This window comes from Dysgonomonas sp. BGC7 (assembly GCF_001261735.1).
Taxonomy (GTDB): Bacteria; Bacteroidota; Bacteroidia; order Bacteroidales; family Dysgonomonadaceae; genus Dysgonomonas.
Window position 1 is genome coordinate 228974 of the sequence record NZ_CVRP01000009.1, and the last position, 21349, is coordinate 250322.

Here is a 21349-nt window from a genome sequence, read left to right on the forward strand (position 1 = left end):
GACAGCTTTATTTTAATGATGCCCCTGTTTATATAGTTCTTTTTCCAATGACTTATATCTGAGATAAGAGCTTATAATGAGAGTGAATATAATAATAAATACAATTATAGTCCATATCCATACTTTGTCAAACTCTATGCTTCCTGCATAGCTGTGCATACCTCCAAGAAAATAATTGACTCCAAAGTATGTCATCAATACCGATAAAAATGCTAGAAGACCAAAAATATGGAATGATAAAGGATGAGAGAGACATTTTATATTCTTTTGATGTAAAATAAGACTATAGAGAAGGAATGTAATTAATGCCCAAACTTCTTTTGGATCCCATCCCCAATACCTGCCCCACGATATATTAGCCCACACAGCTCCTATAAATATTCCGCCGCCCAAAAAGAATAATGATGGATAAAGGCAGATCTCACTGTAAATTTTATTACGTTCCAACTGTTGAAATAGCTTAGATGTATCCTTCTTCCTTACAATCAATACTGATATAATTGAGATTAGACTATTTAGGGCTACAAATGCCAGAAGAGTATATGCCAGCATAATAATAGAAACATGTATGCTCAGTAAGGGAGATGAAAGGACTGGGACTAAAGGCGTTATTTTAGGATTCATCATTCCTAGATGAGCTACCAACAGACAGCAGCCGGATATGAGAAAGCCGAATGTTACAACAATTTTTATCTTTGAAGAAAATATCAAAGCTATTCCCATAGCACACCATGCAACTAGCATCATCGTCTCGAATCCATTACTGAAAGGAAGTCTGCCTCCAATATATGTACGTAATCCGAGAGAGAACGTATGTACTAAAAAGCTGAAAAGAAGAGAGAAATAAAATATTTTGTGCAATACCTTCAACTTAGACTCAGGCAATATGAATACGGTCAGTAATGAAAGACAGCCCAAAGTCAGATTTAGCATAAAAAGGATAGATGTGAAATCTACTTTCAGATAGAATATCTCAGCATCTTTGTGCATTTGCGATGGTAGAAATTCTCCTCCATTTTTTTGTTGAAAAGTTGATATTTCCTTTATAACATTATTGGCTGCATTATTGTCGTTAGCCGATATTGCCTTGTAGTAGTCAAATAGCGAATTGCGGATGATTTGGATACCGGCCTGCTCTTCGGGTGTTCGTAAATTTTGAGTAGGATAGAACCATTCCAGTCTGTTTTTCACAAGCTGAGGATACAATTGAAGTAAACCTCCACTGTGTAACATATTTATAAGTTGAATTTTCTCGTTGAGCTTTTCTACCTCTTTCTGTACCTCTGTCTTTTTTGCCCCTGTAATAATATCGTTATTCAAATAGTCGGCTAGCTTATAGTTATGTTCTTTGTCGAAGAAATCTTGTAAGGCGGCTTTCTCTGTTTCTGCATTCAATAATTTCTTTAATTCGGGACTATGCACTTCGAACAAGGCTACCTGTTCCCATTTTTGAGGAAAGAAGAGGAAAGCCATTAAGAACTGATTAGAGTTGAGATAGCCAAATCTTGATTTTCCTGTTAGTTTTAAGGTGAAATCATGAGCAAATGTGGCAACAGGGGTTATACGTCCGTCGTATAGCATCCAGAGTTCACTAAATCTGTCGGCTTGTTCTCTTTCTACCGTAAGGCTATCAGGAGTAATGGTTTGTGCGCTTGAAGACAAAGGTGCGATGAATAAAAAGATTATCCCGATTTTCTTTAATAATGGATTGGATAATAACTTTCTAAAGGCATTATCTCGCGAAAAAAGAAGCCATAGCATAGCCACTGCAAACAAGGTATATCCCGAGTAAGTGAGACTGATGCCCCATATGTCTTTATTGACACTGAGTATGCTGGTTTGCAGGTCGTCTTCGAAAGAGGTCTGATAGAAACGATAGCCATCGTGACTAAATATATTATTCATGGAGACTATACCTGCAACGGACCCTTGTGTATCATTGTCTTTTATTGAAATTTGAGAAATATAGTCGGCAGGAGAGCTTGTACCGGGATAGTAAGATATGTAGAAAGTATCTAGTTTTACACTGAAATCTAACAGTATAGAGTCATTATCTGTTTTTATAAGTGTATTTTCTATGCCTTTGTTTAAGATTATATATCCTTGTTTAGCCGTTAGTTTAGTGCATAGCGCTCCTGCCAATATTACAATGAATGAAATATGCAGTAATAGCAAGGGGCGATTTTTGTACAGTTTTCCTTTTATAATACCAAGAAGGCTTACTGCAACCAGTAAGCCCCACAGTGCCGCAAACCACCAAGATCCATATATCTGAGAATAAACATAATCGCTTCCATTTGCTTTTTCTATAAAAGTAGCAATGGCGAGAATTATTATTATCGTAATAGTTGATATGAAAGGAAGTTTGGCAAGAGACATAGTCCGATTTTCTTATTTAATAAAATTAATTCTAGTTTAGAAACACTCGAATCCGTTGTCTCCTATTTCTTTTATGGCAATACATTCTATCTCGATCAACCATCCCGGACGGCATACCGGAGCCCATACGATAACTTTGGGTGTAGAAGAATAATGTTTATTCATATAAGAAGATACAAATTCATAGTCAGCAGTATCGCGCAGATAGACTATCATTTGGGCAATATCATTCATTTGAGCATTCCCTTCAGCTAAAAGGACTTCTATGTTTTCGAGTGTACGTTCTATCTGCTTTTCAATTTTTGTAGGATATACAATCGCACCCTTGTTGTCTATACTGGCAGTACCCGAAACGTATATGTGTCGGCGGTCTCCATAGTCGACTGCTGTTGCTCGTTCGAAGGTAACCCCATACTCATAAGTGGGATTTAGATGAGTAAGTCCTTGTAGATATTTTATCTGTTCTTTCTCTATTCCTTCAATGGCATAAGCATCCATAAGAACCAAAGAGTTGGGGTCGAGATGTTTTCCCTCTATTCCTGTGCTGGCAATATAGTGAGTGTCAGAGGTTAAATCTTCACGTTCAAAGTATGCAGATCTTGCCTCTACCATTTTTCTATAATGTATATCTACTCCTTGTACATATATCCAAGTACGTATGCAGTTATCTTTCAGCTTACAATTATATTTCTTCAACGTTTCGGTATATGTCTCGAATATATAGTCGGTTTCGGCATATTCATTCAGCATAGGCTTTTGTAATTGTGTACTGTATAAATGTTTGTAAGCAGGTCTCTCAAGAATGCAGTTGCCTAAACTGTCTGTTTTAACTTTACTGTCACTAACCCAATACGTCCATACCGAAACTTTAGATCCGTTGAGAGGAGGTTGTTGCACGATTGATGTAGCCGAATCTAGTGGTGCTTTTTTTAAGAAATCAGCCTGATTAACGGCATCGCTGACAAAATAACGTTTTATTACAAGAGAGGCGTTTCCTAAACTTTCTTGTAACTTGTTGATAGATTCTTCAATATTATTAAATTGCTTTTCTGCACTTAGGTTATTGTTATTTACCTCTATCATCGCATGATATTCGGTAATACCGGCTTGGGACAAAAATGTAGCTATTGTAACTTTTACCGCCAAGTTATCCCAATTTATTACTTTATATTCCACAGTCTTTTTTATTATATTTAATTTCTTTTCAAAAGAAAATTTTAACTAAAACCTGACAAACTTGTACAGCTTTTCATCCTATTTTTCACTTATTCTCTGACTTTATTCGCTAATTATCAAATATTCTAATTGCCTTTATATAGATAAAGTTCAGCGGGTACGATATCTTTCTGTGTTTTGTCATTCACTTGGTTCTTACTCTTTTTTAGCTCCTTCTCGTACCCATTCTTCGACAAGAGTTATATCTTCATCTTTCAAAGAAGAGAGTCCTGAGTGTACAGCAATCAGTTCCTGTCCATGAAGAACATCCATCAGGTAACTGTTCAGAGTACTGTATGGTGATATTCTCATTTTTGCGGCATTGTGAGAAGATGCTACATTTACAATGTTATCATAGCTTTTTCCTTCGGTAAGATACATTCCCGATGCAGCTGACGCTCCTCCTCCATGGCAGGCAATACACTGATTGAAAACTTGCTTCTGTACACGGCTATAGATTAAAAGATTAATATCCTGAGATGGCAGGATTATATCTTCTGTCGGAGTTTCTTCAAAATCCTTATTGTAAAAGGCTATGATTTTCTTGTTATTTGTTTTTTCGGTGAGCCATATTCCAATACCTTTTGTTCCTTCGGGTAGAGTTGGAAATGAAACATTAATGATGCCATCATTTCCCGGCTTAGCAATCTCTTTGTATGAGAGAGGCTCATTATCAGTTTCATTTCTGTATGTTACAAAGAGTACTTTGTAGTTTTCTGGAAAAGCATTTATTCCTTTAAATGTAAAACTACCGGAAACACTTACATATACTTTTTCATATTCTTCTTCTTTCGGATAAATGTCGCCACTATCACAGGATTGTAGAAGAGTAACTATAATCAGAAAAATAGTGCAAAATCCGATATTCGTTTTTTTCTTCATAATGTTTCTTTATTAGAAAGAGAACTGGAGCATTACTTGTGCAAAGTGTTGAGCCAAACCAAGGTCATCGTTGTCTCGTTCCATTTGGTTTTCATGTCCCCATTTGCCCAGATACTGATACATAGCTTGCAACTTGAGGTTATATCCTGCAATGAAATAATTGAATCCTACAGATGGAGCATTTAGTATTCCATCTGTTTTAGAAGAGTTGCGGTCGAAAAAGTCGTAACGCGCAGCAAGCTGCATTTTGTCTGTTACAAAATAACCTCCTTGTATATATCCTCCCCAAAAGTTGTAAGCAGGAGCTATTTGTTGTTTCTTTACAAATTTCATATTTAACCAATAGGCTTCGGCAGTAAAATACAGACGGTTGTAGAGATATGAGAACTCTCCTCCTACACGAAGATCGTTACTTGCCTGCCAGTTGGCTTCTACATTGTATGAGGTAGATACAGCTACCATAAATTTGTTGTTGTTGAGGTCATCGGGACTTCCCTGATGGGTTGGCATTACTCCTTTAGGCATGTACGCAAAACGCCCGGCATATAGGAGTGAAGGAATGCCCAGATCGTCACTCATTGTTTTCTTTGCTCCGTTTACGTTTATGCCTGTTCCATTGAATATGCCGACTCTGTATTCCCATTTGTTTCTCAATAGCCCGTGCACTTGTACTCCGAGGTCGAATCCTGTTGCTATGTTTGGATTTACGGAATTGATAGAGTAAGGGATATTTACAGGAGTGGTTAAAGAGAGAGGCAGGGTGGGGAATAAGGTTTCGCCCAAAGTTACCAGATATGCCTGATTGTATGGTGTCTTAAATTTACCAACACGGAAGCGAAGCTCATCTTTCAGATTCAGGTCTACCCATGCTTGTTGGAGAAGAGCATCTCCTGATTGAGCAGCATTGAGTGTCATGTTGAATGTAACTTTATCGAAGGCTTTTCCTGCAAAGCCAATTAATGCGTTTCCTACTTCAAATCCGCTGTTGGCTACATTGTCCTGATCAGCAAGTTCGAGCCCTTCATCATCGTAATAGTTATACTTTGCAGATGCTTGCACTAATACAAAGGGCTTGAATGTAAAATCACCGGCCTTGCTCTCAAAACTAAATCCTTTCTTTCCCGCGAGAGGGATAACATCACTTTCTATATATTTGTCATGATTTTTGACTTCTTCTGTTTTCTCCTGTGCTGCTAAGCTGAGGGTAAACAGCAAACATGGAATTAATATTGCTCTGAATTTCATATGTATATTTTCTACTGATTTATAATGATTTTAAGAAGACAATTAAAGCATCACGATCCTCTTTCGACATACGGCTGAATAATTCACGTGAGACTGCGCCTTCTCCATCGTGCCACATAATGGCTTCTGTAAAGTTTCGGGCACGTCCGTCGTGTAAGAAAAACGTGTGTCCGTTTACAGTTTCTTGCAAACCAATGCCCCAAAGAGGAGTCGTTCTCCATTCGTAGCTTCTGGCTACACCGATGGTAGCATGGTTGTCAAGACCCTTGCCCATATCATGCAAAAGAAAATCGCTATATGGATGAATTGTCTGACTAGAGAGCCAGGGTAGTCGCGTACCGTTTAGCAGTACGGGAGCATCTTGCCGTGTGTGCAGAGTGGGGGTATGGCATAAGTGACATTTTGCTTTATAGAAATTTGCTTCTCCTTTTAGCACCGTTTCATTATTTACATTTCGCCGTGCAGGTACACCGAGTGTACTCATATAGAGATCTACGTCTTCCATATCTTTGGTAGATATCTGAATACCGTAATGACTATAACCGATCATTTGAGATTGTCCTTCTGCTATCTCTAGCGGATAACGGTCGTTGGTTACGCCTAAATCGGAAGAAAAACCGAGTTCTACGGTTAGGTCTGCATGATGTGCTTTATTTCCTCCAACTCCGACGTACGATTTGTTACGTTCGGTGATAACGCTTAAACGCCCTGAGATTCCATATTCGGGATAATTGCTTTGTGCGGCAAGTCTCCGTAATTCGTCGGTGTCGAGAGCCATTATCTGTCCCATACCAACATGGCGTAGGGGAATATGAACATCTATAATCAGATCCTCGGGGGCTATGCTATCAGCATACCATTCCGAAATAGAATAGTGAGGAGTTACCAGCGAATATTTTTCTCCGTCGGGGAATGAATATTCTTTTTCCTCGTACTGTACTTTCAATTTTCCTTCGGCCTTTACTCCAAATATTGATTGATCGTGTAATACTCGTCCATATTGCCTGAAGAATTTTCCATTTTTTCTGGTTATATATACCAGTGCAGAAGAAAATCCGGAAGACCCGGAACCTCCTTCCGAATGTAATGTCGGATAGGTGCGTCCTGCATTTTTATGACAACTACCACATGAAAAACCGGCATAGAGAGGCCCTAAGCCTCCTTGTAGAGGGTCGTTCTGGTCGCTGGTGCGAGGGTCATCGTACAGCTTATCTCCATTGTTGAACCTGTCGAGCAAAGTGCCTGTAACCCAATCTGATGGGGTGTCGTAGGCTCTTATACTTGTCATGAATACAGTAGATCTGCCTGCGGATAATTCTCGAGGATCGGCAACAGTTCCGTTTGGTTTCAATATAATATCGTCATCTGTTGTTCCGCACGCACTAAATGCCATAATGAAAATTGTCATTATGGCATTTAATAGCAGGTATCTGTTTGAAAAGTAAGAATTTATCATGTCTGTTTACTTCTCTAGTTGTATCATTCTCTGTTAAATGAATATTTTTTGTTTTTAGTTGAAATAGTGTATCTATCTTAAATTCTTAATTTTTTGTAGTGTGGTTTCCAAATCGGCACATGCGTTCATTGCTGCATTTACTTTTGCTCCTTGCAGATTGTTACGGAAAGGACGATCCATACTTATTATAGAATTATAAGCTTTATCTATAGCTGTAGTGACTTCGGCATCGAGAGATGAGTTTTTACTTTTTACAAAAGCTGATATACTGTTTGCACTTGCATTGGTAGATGTTTTTCCTTTTCCTCCGAAGTATGAGTTGCGAATACTAACGATATTGTTAGAATAGTCATCTATTGAGTTCCAGCTATACCAAGATTCTACTTCCAATATTGCCTGATCTATTTTTCCAGCCTTGGCCAATCCATTAGGACCACCTATTTTTTGAGATCCGACTTCACTGGTTATATCTATACAGCCGTCAATAATCTGATCTATGGCATCGTCTTGTGAAGGGAATGTGCTACCAGCTTCTCCTGCTTTGCGGAAGTTAGATGCAAATCGGTATGTATCAGGGTTGAACTCAAGTTCTTCAATCACTTCCAGATCACGACCTGTGATTCCATCAGAACCGTTCCATGCAGCCCATAGCTTGATGCAGTCGTTTCTCAAGTATTCGGTTGCAACTTGCAGATATATTCGTTGGCGGCTGTTGATAGTAGAGTAATCTTTCGGACTGTTTACTCCGTTTTCGTCAGCTACCTGATTTTCTCCCGAGAATATAAGATATTCTATTGTATGAAATCCATGTACATTAGAGGATGCAATAGTAGTATTTGTTATTGTCATGTTCGAATTTAATATCTCATCTATTTGCCCTTTATCTAATGGCCATGAGTCGAGAGATGGGTCGAGGCTTAATTGTTCTGCCGGTCCGAAAAGAAAGCCTTCACTTTGCTCCCAAGGTATGCGGGCAGCCCTCCATGCAGCACATACTGTAACAAGGTTTGGCTGAGATGGAGTCTCATTAAATTTTTCAACAGCATCATACAGATTCCAGCATTTTTCTTTCATATCCTTATATGTAGATAGAACAACATCATCTACATAAGTATTTATTGAAGAGGTAAAGTTGTACCCATATCCACTTTCTACTTCTTTATTATCACTACTTTCGTCACAAGAGGAGAAGGTTATGGCAAAGACGGTAGAAATAGCGATAAACAAACAATAGCTTAATTTTTTCATTATTATATTAATTAGTGTTTAGTAAATAAATATTATTTTTTTGAAAACCATCCTGTGTATACTAATGCAAGGCCAAATGTGTTTTCATCGTTAAATTTGCCTCTGTTTAGTTTTCGAATGGAATAATCTGCTTTTAGAACCATATTCGGCATCATATAATAATTTAATCCGAATGTGTATACATCTCTCTTATTTATTGGCATTTCGGCCATTCCTGATTCTACCTTTTCTGCACTGTTATAGTATTCGTAGCGAGCAAAAGGCATAAGTTTTTCTTTAGTATTGAAGAACTTCATAATGTTGTATCCAGCTTCTATGGAATATGTTACTGCATTTTTTGCTACAGGAGTTCGAGGAAAAGTTGTCGCTTTAGAAATTCCTTTGTTTATTTCAGACAGGGCTCTTGATGCACCAAGATTACCGTATACGGCATTGGCTCGTATAGCCATATCTTTTGTGAGATATTGAGCATCGAATGTTGCGATGGTTACAGGTGCTTTTATTCCTGTCATTTTTTCGGGCTTACTGGCATTCTTTGCTGTATTATTAAAATAGCCTGAAGCTCCTAAGCGTAAATGTTTTATTCCAGCATACTCTATTCTTCCCGCAAACGCCGGACTTGTCATTACCGATGTTTCGAACATTCCCTGCTTTCCTCCTTGTATCCAGTTGATAGACGAAAATCCATTGGGATCTAATCCATTAACCATCATTACTTCATATCTGAAACTAGATACATAACCTAGTATAGCGATTCCTGTTTCGTGCCATGTACAAGGAAGAATCGTCATTTCTCCTTCGGGACGTGCAGTAGTGAAAAAATAGATAGGCTCATGATGCGAATTTGTGATACCAACAGGTACTATCATATGCCCGGCTCTAATATTGAATGCATCGCTGAATCGTTTGGTAATATGGAATTGTTCCAATTCTATTTCACCACCCTTTTCGACTTCCATCTCGTACTCACCACCTTCTTCATATTCCAGTTCCATTGCAGATCCGGCGCCCCCATATTCTATTTCTAATTCGGTGCTGAGTATAATGTCGCTACGAAATTTGTAATCGAAAGCAAATACTGCACGAGGTATCGAAATATATGAACGGGTCTGTTTTGGTGCTCCTGCCGGATCTTTATAGCGATCGGCTCCATAATTCATACTTTGAAATAAAATTTCCCCATAGCCTCCAATGCGATATTTGTTAAAATTCCACTCTGTTGGAGCCTTGGAAATGGAATCTGTCATATTGTTCGTGTTTTGAGAGGTTATGTCTCCATTCGCAATCAGGTATATGAGCAGTAAAAGAAAAAGATTTTTTTTCATTATAAATTTCGTCTATGAGTTATCGACGACAAATGTATAGATGTTAAAAATATTGAACAATCCCTATTATTTGCTATTTTATTTAAATCTTATACCCACATCTAGGTATTTTGATTTTAGAGAGAGTTAGTGTATTATTTGTTGGCCTTACTGATTGTCTTATTGGTTTATCTGATTGATATATATTATTTTATATAGCTTATGTTCTGTCTATGAAAATATAAAGAGTAACATAGGTCTAAATTTTCGTTACTCAATAAAAAATTGGGTGGTAACAGTCTTTTTACATTCTGTATTTAAGGCATAATGTTTACAGAAATGATAAGAAGCAGAATATCCTGTATTTCGCATTACTATAGTTAATAGTAAATCTCATGATCATATTTCTTTATTTTATTACAAAAATTAATATTTTTGTAATTCCTAGAATAGAAAGTAGTCCAAATATCAATGTCTCACGAAAAACCTTTTAGATAAAATATGAAGGATGACATATCTTTCATAAAAATGATAAACGAAAAGAGAATTGACGCTTATAATACTCTTTATTATAAATATTACAATTCTTTGGTTTTATACACAAAAACATTCGTTGAACGGCAAGATATCGCAGAAGATATTGTACAGGATATTATTGTGTATATATGGGAAAAGGATATGATTTTTTCGGACGAGTATTCATTTCGTGTATATCTTTACAATTCGCTAAAAAATAGAGCAATAAACTATTTGAATCATCAGAATGTAGAGAATAAGTATATTGACTATTTGCAGAGTCAGCAGGCTGAACCCGAATTGCTGGATGAGGAAGCATTCATGGAAGAGGCTTACAGACAATTATTTGCTGTGATAGATGAACTACCAAAGCGTCAGCGAGAAATATTTTTGTTACATATAGCTGGTAAAAAGAATGAAGAAATTGCCCTTGAATTAAACATCGCAGTAGATACAGTTAAAACACATAAAAAGAGAGCTTTGGTATATATACGAAAGAACCTTCTTCCCTTTGTTTTCTTCTCTTTACTTATTGACTCCGTATTTTAAAAATAAGTTAATTGTAATACTATTTATTTTTTATTGTCTTTTTTGTACCCCTTTTTGTCAGCTTCCTTGTATTATATGTATGAAAATGAAATATTATGGATGGTAGACAAGAGGGAGTAAACCTAATTATCTGCAAATTATTAGGTAAAATAACATCTGAACAAGAAGCGGAACTAAATAACTGGATTAATGAATCTGCTGAAAATAAAAGAATTTACGAAAAGCTAATTTCTGCTGATGCGTTGTTGGAAAAGAAAGAATTGTATGATAGTATCGATACTGATATTGCTTATAATTCTTTTTTGAAACGGATAGGACGCAGATCTACATTTAGGAGGTATTTCTTGCAATATTCTAAATATGCGGCTATTGCTATTGTTTTAATAATGGTTGCTGTAGGTACTTATTTTGTAATGAAACCTGCGGATAATCCGGTGGATATGTATTCTGAACTGAATAAAATTTCGAACAGAGGAAGTCAGGCTACCCTGATATTAGCAGACGGAGAAGAAATTGCACTAGTATATACTGATGGTTCTGAGAAAATTATTCTTGAAGATTCTTCAGCAATAAAAAATGAGAACAATAGTATAGATTATTCTGAAACTACTTCTCCTAAATCCAATACATATAATACCTTAATTACTTCACCCGGTAAAGAGTATTCGGTAACCTTATCGGACGGAACAACAGTACATCTAAACTCTGCAAGTACTTTGAAATTTCCAGTCAATTTTCAAGGGGATATTCGTGAAGTAGTACTCGAAGGAGAAGGCTATTTCACAATTGCGAAAGATACTAAACGACCTTTTATTGTACATACCAAAGGAATTGCAATTCGTCAGTATGGAACAGTATTTAATGTAAATACTCATTCTCAGTCCAAGATTGAAATAGTATTGGTCGAAGGAAGCATTGGTGTAACTCCTCCAAATTCGGCTCAAGTGATGATTAAGCCTTATCAGCTAGCAGAATATAACGAACAGGAAGAAGCCCTGTCGGTAAGAAATGTAGATATAGATCCATATATTTCATGGCATAGGGGTGAGTTGATTTTTGAGAATAAAAGTATGAAAGATATTATGAATACTCTCTCGTTATGGTATGGGGTGGATATCGTAATAGATAATAAAGATGTTGAGAAGTTGCATTTTACAGGAAAGATGAATCGCTATGATAAAATTGATAACATCCTCAGAGCTGTAGAGCAGACCGCAGATATAAAATTCAGTGTTAGAGATAATATAGTACATGTAAACAAATCGTTAAAGTAATAACAAGGTATGAAAAGAAGATTAACCCACTCTTTAATTGCATTGCTGTTCATTTGTCTGATTCTTCCCGCAACAGACTTACTGGCACAGGGCATAAATGAAAAAAGAGTAACTCTCGACTTGAAGGCTGTTAAGGTTAAGCGCCTTTTTGATGAGATAAGTAAGCAGACTAAACTCAATTTTGTATATAATACAGAACAAAGTAATCTGCTGAAACCTATTACTATCAAGGTTGAGAATTCATCGGTAGCGGATGTCTTGCAAAAAGTGTTTGCTAATACAGGCTTTACTTACAATATTGAAGGTAATATTATTACCATTCGTCGTAGTTACACCCCGTCTGTATCTCAAGAGCAGCAGGGAAGACAAGAAAAGACTACTACACTCAAGGGTACTGTATTTGATTCTAATAAAGAAGTTATTCCGGGTGTAAGTATTTGGCTGGTGGGTACCAAGGTGGGTACACATAGCGAACCTGATGGTACTTATACTTTGGAGATACCAGCGATGGATAATCCTACAATTCAATTTTCTATTATAGGAATGGAGACTCAGGTAATAAAATATAAAGGAGAGGAAAAATTATCTGTCACTTTGCGGGAAAATCCTACAATGCTTAATGAAGTAGGGGTTGTATCTACAGGTATGTTTCTTCGCAAGTCTGAAAGTTTTACCGGAGCTGTAACTACCTATACTAAAAACCAGTTGAAAAGTGTAGGCAATCAGAATATATTAGTGAGTTTAGCCGCATTAGACCCCTCTTTCTCTATTGCAGAGAATCTTACCTTTGGTAGTGATCCGAACAAGTTACCTGATATCCAGCTGAGAGGACAAAACAGCATAAATATAAAAGGTGATTATTCTACTTCCCCAAATCAGCCATTGTTTATTCTCAACGGTTTTGAAACCACAATAGAGAAATTATATGACATGGATATGAATCTGGTATCTAGCATAACTTTATTGAAAGATGCTGCTGCAAAAGCCATTTATGGATCGAAGGCCGCAAATGGAGTTGTTGTTATTGAAACACAGTTACCTAACGAAGGACGACTTAGGGTTTCATACACAGGAGGACTGGATATTACATTAGCCGACCTGACAAGTTATGATCTGGCTAGCCCCAGCGAGAAGCTACAGGCTGAACTTTTGGCCGGAAAATATACTTCTACCAATGCACAAGAGCAAGCTGCATTGACAAAACGATATAATGAATTGCAGAAAGAAATAGCACGGGGAGTAGATACCTATTGGATGTCTAAGCCATTACGTACTGGTATAGGAACAAAACATTCCCTATACTTAGACGGGGGAGACTCATCGATGCGTTATGCTGCAAACTTGGCATATAATAATGTTGCGGGAGTAATGAAAGGTTCTGACAGAACGACTATAAGTGGAGATATAAGTCTCAATTATCGTTATAAGTCTCTCTCATTTCGGAACAATCTTTCTATCGACAATAATAAAGCAAAGAACTCTCCTTATGGAGATTTTGCTGATTATTCAAAAATGAATCCTTATTGGAGAATATATGATGATAATGGTTCGCTTATAAAACAATACAATAACTCGTGGGCTTTTAATCCATTATATGATGCAGGTCTAAATAGGAAAGACGAAAGTAGATATACTACAATTACCGAAAACTTTTATGGAGAATGGCAAGCGCTTAGTAACCTGAGAGTGACAGCGCGTTTCGGATACAAGAAACAGGATAATAATGCACAAGTATTTGTACCTGCTTCCGATACTCGGTATGCTACTATTTCATCATCGAGTAGCGAATACCTTGACAGAGGGGAGTATAATGAAACAAATGGTAAGACAGAACAAGTGAGTCTCGATCTGGGTGTTGCATATTCCTTGCAGAAAGATAAGCATACATTATATACCAATGCAGTATATAATATAGAAGAAAGTCGATCGGAAACAACAACTTTCTCGGTAGTGGGTTTCCCTTCCGACAAGATGGACTATCCATCGTTTGGTAATCACTATCCTGATGGAAGCAAGCCTTCCGGGAGTGAGAGTACGACTCGTAGTGTGGGTATTGTTGGAGCAGCAAACTATTCTTTCGATAATCGTTATTTAGCCGACTTGTCTTATCGTCTAAATGCTTCATCCCAATTTGGATCTAATCATCGCTGGGGTAGTTTTTGGTCGTTTGGTTTAGGTTGGAATATTGTAAACGAAGCCTTTATGCGCTCAGCAACATTTGTCGATTACCTGAAGCTGAGAGCATCTATCGGATATACAGGTTCGCAAGGATTTAATCCTTATCAGTCTATTTCTACATACACATATATTACCGACAAGTCATATAATGGAGACATGGGGGCTGTCTTGAAAGGTTTAGCTAACAGTAATTTGGGTTGGCAACGTCAATACGATAAAAATGCAGGTCTGGACGTAACTCTCGCTAAAAAGCTATCACTTCGTGCCGATTTTTATGTAGCTACTACTGATGATTTGCTTACTCCTGTGACACTAGCGCCATCGTCGGGTTTTGCATCTTATATCGAAAATTTAGGAAAAACGGAAAACAAAGGCTTTGAGCTGTCTTTAAATTATAAGCTGTATAGCAATCAGGCAACCCGATCGTATATAAATTTATATTCAAGCATAGCTCATAACTCAAATAAAATTAAGGAAGTATCTAATACTCTCAAAAAGATGAATGATGATGTAGATACAGAAATGGATGGATCGGGAGGAACTGAAGAACAAATAGCTGCGCGTCGTAGGCCTTCTACAAGATATGAAGAAGGACAAAGCCTGAATGCTATTTGGGCTGTGCGTTCGGCAGGAATAGATCCTATAACCGGCAAAGAGGTTTTCATCAAGAAGGATGGAACTACTACTTACGAATGGAGTGCTGCCGATCAGGTTGTATGTGGAGAGAATAATCCGAAAATAAGAGGAAATATTGGAGGAAGTTTTGCTCATAAAGGATTTGAACTAAATCTTATGTTTACCTATCGCTTAGGTGGGCAAACTTATAATCAGACATTGGTAGACAAAATAGAGAATGCTGATATATTAAACTGGAATGTAGACCGACGAGTATTGACTGACAGATGGAATACTCCGGGAGTTGCAGCTAAATTTAAAAGTATAACAGATATAAGCCAGACTCGGCCAACCTCACGCTTTGTAGAAGATCTTAACGAGTTTGTATTTTCATCTATCAATTTCGGATATGATTTTTCCGAATTGCCTGTAATACGTCGCAGTCCGCTAAGCTTCCTCAAATTAACCTTCAATATGAATGATATAGCTTGGTTAAGCTCTGTGAAAAGAGAGCAGGGATTGTCGTATCCAAGAGCAAGGACATTCTCTTTTACTATACAAACCCGATTCTAACAAATAATAAAAAAGGATATGAAAAAGAATTACAATATATTTTTAATATTGCTTTTGGCAATAACTTTCTTTTCATGTGAAGATTGGCTTGATGTGAGTCCTAAAACAGAAATAAAATCGGAAGATAATTTCAATAATGAGCAGGGCTATAAGGATGCACTTACAGGTATATATCTTCTTATGACTGATGAGTCTCTGTATGGATGCGAAACTACATACGGGATGTTGGATGCACTGGCTCAGTATTATAATAGCGGAATAGGTGGTACATCTCATAAATATTATTACGATTATCAGTTTGCTTATACCGAGGCATCTACCAAAGGACGCATAGATGCAATTTGGGGTAAAGCATACAATGCCATTGCTAATACAAATGAGCTGATAAGCCATATCAATTCTGCTGCACCATCTATGTTTACGGGCAACAACTATTCTCTCATACGTGGAGAGGCTTATGGTCTAAGAGCATTTTTGCATTTCGATATATTACGATTGTTTGCCAAAACTTATGCGTCTGACTCTAAGGCAAAAGCAATACCGTATGTTACCTCAATGGGAAAAGAAGTAAATCTGTTTGTTACAGTGGAGAAAGCTGCGGAGATGGCTCTTGCCGACTTGAAGATTGCCGAAGAAATGTTGAAACAGGATGCTGTAGTTGCGGTTAACTCAACAGATGACGAGAAAAAGCAAAGAACATTCAAGTTCAATTATTATGCGGTGAAGATGTTGCAAGCCCGAATATATTTGTTTATAAACAATACCGTTGAAGCAAATAGAGCGGCACAAGAAATCATCTCTCAGAAAACTTTCTATTGGACTCCTGCTTCTGAAATAACCAGTACTACAGCTTCTTCCCGTAATAGAATATTTTCACGCGAATTGGTATTTTCTCTCTATATCAGCGATCTTACGTCTTTGTATACTGAATATTTTACAACAATGTCTGGTTTATACATGTCTGATGCAGCCTATAATGCTATCTACCAGTTGACACAAACGGGATATTCGTCCGACTACCGTTATGTTTATCAAACAACTCAACTTTCGGATGGACGATTTAGTATTAAATATGAACAACCATCCAACGGAGTCTCAGATTATAAAAACAGAATACCATTGATGCGCATTAGTGAAGCCTATTATATAGCAGCTGAATGTGCACTGAATAACGATGATGTACCTACTGCGATAGGATATCTAAACATTGTGAGAGGTAAACGTAATATAACGAACACTTTAGAAACAACAGTTTCTAAAACAGTAGCCGAAGAAGAGCTTTATAAGGAATACGCAAAAGAATTCTACGCAGAAGGTCAATTATATTATTTCTTCAAGAGGAGAAACTATTCTCAGATACCGGTCAAGCAGGTTTGGTCTGATGGTTACGAATCGGTGACGATGGTTACTCCTAACTATATATTCCCTTTGCCTGATGACGAAATAGAGTTCGGAGACGGAAAGTAATTGTAAATATTATTATTTGATAGATATGAAAACAAATAAAGAGATGATAAAATACATATATATTCCTTTGCTGCTAGGCTTATTGTCCTTTACATCTTGTAAAGAAAATGAAGTTATGGATTATGATTTACCGGCTAGGGTATATATCCATGAAATAAAGATTGAAAATACCATTGAGGTGAAGCTGACAGAAAGAAATTATTCTTTTGCTCTACGTACAACGGGGCCTGTACTGGACGAAGATACAGTAAAGGTGAGTGTAAAACTAATGGGAAACACTGAAAACCGTGATCGTATATTCAGAGCCGAAGTGGATGGTGATAATAGTACGGCAATAGCAGGTACACATTATAAACTGTTGGATGGAGTACTGAAAGCAAATGAGTTTGAAGGTTATATTCCTCTTGTTATTTATAGAACTCCCGACACGAAGGATCAAGCTGTACATGTGGCACTTAAGTTGGTAGAAACAGCCGATTTAGGTTTAGGGAATCCAGCCGACCTTACTTTCAAAGTTATTTGGGGCGATTTGCTTCTCCCTCCTGCAAACTGGCCTTACTTTTTTGGTATATATAGTACTAATAAGTATCGGTTTGCGATAGATAATTTGGGACTGACAGATTGGCCACAAGCTACAAGATGGGCTACAGGACCCGAAGAGGGTATTTATACAGGCTCTCAATTACAGGCCTTTGCTGCTCAGCTCAATAGAGATTACGCAATCTATAGAATAGAGCATGGTCCTATATACAGAGAAGATGATGTAGAGAACAAAATAGAGATAAATTATACACCCGGATATTAGACAATAACGATTAATCGAAAAAGATATATGAAAAAGAATTTTTTAGGCACAATCTTTTGTCTACTGATAATGATAGGCTCAACTGTTGGTTGTTCGGAAGATAAAGGTAATTATGACTACGTCAATATCAATGAAGCATATGTTGATACGGTAGGGCAAAAAACATCTTTTGTTGTAGGGCAATATGAAGTACTCGATATAACTCCTAATATAAAATTTACACAAAGTGACCGTAAGGAAACGGACTTTACCTATAAGTGGGTTATTTATCCAAATTCTTATGTTCAGGCCAATAATACCCTGATCGCAGTATTATCGGAAGAAAAGAACCTGAATACAGTAATCACACAGGCTCCGTTATCTACCGACTATGCTGTTGTACTATATATAACCGATAAAGAAACAGGCCTTGTTAGCCAGACAACATATATTGTCTCAGTACAAGCTTCTATTTTATCCGGGATTATGGTGTTGCATGGCAATAATCAGGAGTATGATCTGGATTATATCGCAACACCAAACACAGTTCCTGTTTTGGATGCAAACAGATGGCTAAAAAATGTATATTCGGAAGTAGAAGGAGCAAAGATAAAAGGAGCTCATCCTTTTGTTTCTACAGTTCGAAAGAATAATACCGTTGTAGACTATGTATATGCAGGTACAGATGGTATGTTCGTTCAGTTGGGTGGCAAAGATTTCAAAAAACAATATGAAGGAAATGATTTATTCAAAACCGCCCCATCAAAAATATTTCCACAAGCTTTTGTCTCAGAGAATAGAATAGACTGCTATTTTAATGTGCTGATTAATAACAATAAAATACATAATATAAATAATCGTATATCGCCGGCCTGGGATTTTACATTCTCATATATGTTGGAACCGGAAAATACTGTTAATGGAGGATTAAACATTGCTCCGTACATATATATGAATGATATTGGTAATTATTCATCCTATACCGGAGCTATTGTTTATGACAATAATAGTCGCAAGTTTTTGTATATCCCTGTTACTACCGAAGAAGAATCTAAACTGAAGAATTTCGTCGCTCAAACGACCTCTTTGGATATAAACAATATTGGCAAAGAATTGCTCTATATGGGTAAAGGATATAACGGAGAAGCCTTTGCTATATTTACCGATGGTGCATCACGTGAACTTTATAAAATCAACTTTAATATATCAGGAGCTAATCTGTCGGATAAGATACAAGCCAAGAGATATGTTTTGGACAATCAGCCTGAAGCATTATCGGCAAAATTCTATGCTTGCGGACGTAATGGGAATGTTTTCTTATATGCCTCCAATAAGAATATTTATGTATATGAATATATAGGTTCTGAAGTTGCCGTAAAGATCAATAACGACTTCCCCGCCGGAGAAGAAATCACCCGTATTCATCTTTATAATCCTGAAGGGATGCCGGCGTTAAACGATGTTACAGGTACTATTCTGTATGTAGCTACATGGAACGGAACAGAAGGTAAAATATATGAGTTTGCTATAAACCGAACTTCGGGAAGACTTGAGAATAATAAAGAACCATTGAATGTATTTACTGGTTTTGATAGAATCGAAGATATTGCAACCAAAGTACAAGGAATCGGATCTCTTTAATAATTAAAAAAATAAAACAGGAACAAAATGAATTTAATGAAATGTATTTTAGCAGCTATTTTTCTGCTAATAAGTGTTTTTTCCTTTTCCCAAACGCAGAATGATCCTTTCTATTTCACAAGTGATGTTTTTGCAGGAAAGGAAGCCACTGTAATTTATAATAGTAATAAGACAATCCTGAAAAATGAAGATAAGGTTGAAGCTATTGTTTATTTTTGGAAGGACTATAAATGGACAGCCCACGATGTTGATATGATAAAAACAGATAGTTTGTGGACAGCAAAAATTACTATCCCGGACGGTGTTGCTTTATTGGACTTTAAGTTTTATACAGGAGATAAAATAGATAGAGGATCTGTTTATGGCTATTTGACTCTCGACGAACAAAAGAGAAACCTTCCTTCTGCCTATACAGGTTGGGGATTGCTGAGGGGCGAGAATACTCAACAATATAGTATTCCTAACCTTATAAAGGATTCGACTCAGTATATAAAAGATGAAGTTCTTTTATTCTGGTTCAATCAGGAACTCCGCTATCATCCAAACGAGCGCAAGAACATTTTTAAATATGCTCTTGAAGTACAAGGCCGGGTTAATCCGGAAAAATGTAAAGAGCAGACTTTGAGAGAGGTTGATTTTGTTTTGCACGGAGATAATAACGCTGATGTACCGGAGCAAACCTATATTGATTGTATCAAGGCTTTACAGGCGATAAAAAATGACTCTTTGGCAAATACGCTGAAAGAAGAAGCGCTGAAAAAATACCCTAATGGCATACTTGCCCGAGATATTGTGATTTGGAGTTTATTCAGAGAAGGTAATAAACAAGCAAAAGAAAATGGATTAGTAGAATTGTTGAATCGTTTTCCTACAAGCAAATTTAGTGATATACGCACTGAAAATTCAGATCTTTATTATGCGAAAATAATTCAGAGTGTAATTTATAATGAGGTGGTTACTAATAATAATTATGATCTTCTTTATAAATACATAGGAGATGCCCCATACTCATTACTCGATGCTTTCTTCTGGCATATGGTACAGATTCCATATCGTAACAATGAACGTACAGCGACTCAATTATTACCTTATGCTAACCTGATAATGAATGAAATCGTGAACAGACCCAGACTTGAATCACAACTAATTTATTCTCCGAAAGAATGGGTAAATATGCGACTCAACCGAACTAAAGATGCTATTATGACCTATGCTCGTATATTGGACGAAACTGGAGATACAGCTAAAGGAATGACTTTACTTGATAGTATTAAACCTTATTATAATAATAAGTCCGCAGACTTTAATAATACATATACTCAGATGCTTATCAGATCGAATAGAGTTGGCGAGGTTATGGCAGTTATTAAGAGTGGAATAAAGGAAAATGCAGCATCTCCCGAAATGATCGAATTATTGAAACAGGATTATATAAAAACAACAGGATCTGATAAAGATTTTGAGAATTATATGAATGGGCTCAAATCATCAGACTTATTGTCGAAACAACAGGAGAAGCTACGCAAGGAGATTGTAAATCTGCCTATCAAGCTATTTGAGGTAGAGCGATTGTCTGGTGAGAAGGTAGACATGGCCAAGATGAAAGGTAAAATTATTATCATCGACTTCTGGGCTACATGGTGTGCTCCTTGTATTGCTGCTATGCCGGGTATGCAGATGGCTGTAAATAAGTATAAGGGAGATGAGAACGTTGCTTTCTTTTTCTTATCTACACAAGAATCTAATCCGAAATATAAAGACAGAATAAAATCATTGATGCAGCAGAAAGGTTATTCTTTCGATGTCGTTCTCGATTCGCCTAGTGGAAATGATACTGCCGATCTTGTATATAGCACATATGCTAAAGAGTTCAAATTCTCAGGTATCCCTCAAAAAATGATTATAGATGGAAAAGGCAGATTACGCTGGAGGTCAACGGGTTATTTTGGAAGTCCTTCCGAATTGGCTGATGAGATAAGCTATATTATAGAACTATTGAAATCTGAAGGAAATAAATAAGCAC

14 protein-coding genes are annotated in these 21349 nt (G+C 36.9%); 7 read left to right on the plus strand and 7 right to left on the minus strand.

What is annotated here, in order from left to right; translation table 11 throughout:
- Nucleotides 1-12: 12 nt before the first annotated feature.
- From ccsA to BGC7_RS09480, 7 genes are all read right to left on the minus strand, one after another.
- The gene (gene ccsA / locus BGC7_RS09450; protein ID WP_050701331.1) at nt 13-2379 is read right to left on the minus strand and encodes a cytochrome c biogenesis protein CcsA; all 2367 of its coding nucleotides are present in this window, start codon (nt 2377-2379) and stop codon (nt 13-15) included.
- A gap of 36 nt (nt 2380-2415) precedes the next feature.
- The gene (locus BGC7_RS09455; protein ID WP_050701332.1) at nt 2416-3555 is read right to left on the minus strand and encodes a Rid family hydrolase; all 1140 of its coding nucleotides are present in this window, start codon (nt 3553-3555) and stop codon (nt 2416-2418) included.
- A 195-nt stretch (nt 3556-3750) separates the two neighbouring features.
- Nucleotides 3751-4476: a hypothetical protein gene (locus BGC7_RS09460; protein ID WP_050701333.1), complete on the minus strand. Its 726-nt coding sequence runs from the start codon at nt 4474-4476 to the stop codon at nt 3751-3753.
- 12 nt (nt 4477-4488) lie between these two features.
- Complete coding sequence (locus tag BGC7_RS09465) at nt 4489-5721, minus strand: porin (RefSeq protein ID WP_050701334.1); 1233 nt, start codon at nt 5719-5721, stop codon at nt 4489-4491.
- A 19-nt stretch (nt 5722-5740) separates the two neighbouring features.
- On the minus strand, nt 5741-7129 hold the full coding sequence (locus BGC7_RS09470; protein ID WP_050701335.1) for a di-heme oxidoredictase family protein: 1389 nt from the start codon (nt 7127-7129) through the stop codon (nt 5741-5743).
- Nucleotides 7130-7249: 120 nt separating this feature from the next.
- Nucleotides 7250-8425, minus strand: coding sequence for an imelysin family protein (locus BGC7_RS09475; protein ID WP_050701336.1), 1176 nt, complete (start codon nt 8423-8425; stop codon nt 7250-7252).
- 32 nt (nt 8426-8457) lie between these two features.
- Nucleotides 8458-9750: a hypothetical protein gene (locus BGC7_RS09480; protein ID WP_050701337.1), complete on the minus strand. Its 1293-nt coding sequence runs from the start codon at nt 9748-9750 to the stop codon at nt 8458-8460.
- Between the two features lie 480 nt (nt 9751-10230).
- Between BGC7_RS09480 and BGC7_RS09485 the strand changes: the two genes are divergently transcribed.
- From BGC7_RS09485 to BGC7_RS09515, 7 genes are all read left to right on the plus strand, one after another.
- A complete protein-coding gene (locus BGC7_RS09485) occupies nt 10231-10794 on the plus strand; it encodes an RNA polymerase sigma-70 factor (protein WP_050701338.1) in 564 nt (187 codons plus the stop codon).
- A gap of 95 nt (nt 10795-10889) precedes the next feature.
- Nucleotides 10890-12068 (plus strand): FecR family protein, encoded by a 1179-nt coding sequence (locus BGC7_RS09490; RefSeq protein ID WP_050701339.1) that lies wholly within the window; start codon nt 10890-10892, stop codon nt 12066-12068.
- A gap of 9 nt (nt 12069-12077) precedes the next feature.
- On the plus strand, nt 12078-15434 hold the full coding sequence (locus BGC7_RS09495) for a SusC/RagA family TonB-linked outer membrane protein (RefSeq protein ID WP_082206606.1): 3357 nt from the start codon (nt 12078-12080) through the stop codon (nt 15432-15434).
- A gap of 18 nt (nt 15435-15452) precedes the next feature.
- A complete protein-coding gene (locus BGC7_RS09500; RefSeq protein WP_050701341.1) occupies nt 15453-16901 on the plus strand; it encodes a RagB/SusD family nutrient uptake outer membrane protein in 1449 nt (482 codons plus the stop codon).
- 25 nt (nt 16902-16926) lie between these two features.
- Entirely contained in the window at nt 16927-17706 is a 780-nt protein-coding gene (locus BGC7_RS09505) for a DUF4843 domain-containing protein (RefSeq protein WP_050701342.1), read from the plus strand.
- Nucleotides 17707-17733: 27 nt separating this feature from the next.
- The gene (locus tag BGC7_RS09510) at nt 17734-19326 is read left to right on the plus strand and encodes a PKD-like family lipoprotein (RefSeq protein WP_082206609.1); all 1593 of its coding nucleotides are present in this window, start codon (nt 17734-17736) and stop codon (nt 19324-19326) included.
- 27 nt (nt 19327-19353) lie between these two features.
- Complete coding sequence (locus BGC7_RS09515; protein ID WP_050701344.1) at nt 19354-21345, plus strand: TlpA family protein disulfide reductase; 1992 nt, start codon at nt 19354-19356, stop codon at nt 21343-21345.
- Nucleotides 21346-21349 lie beyond the last annotated feature (4 nt).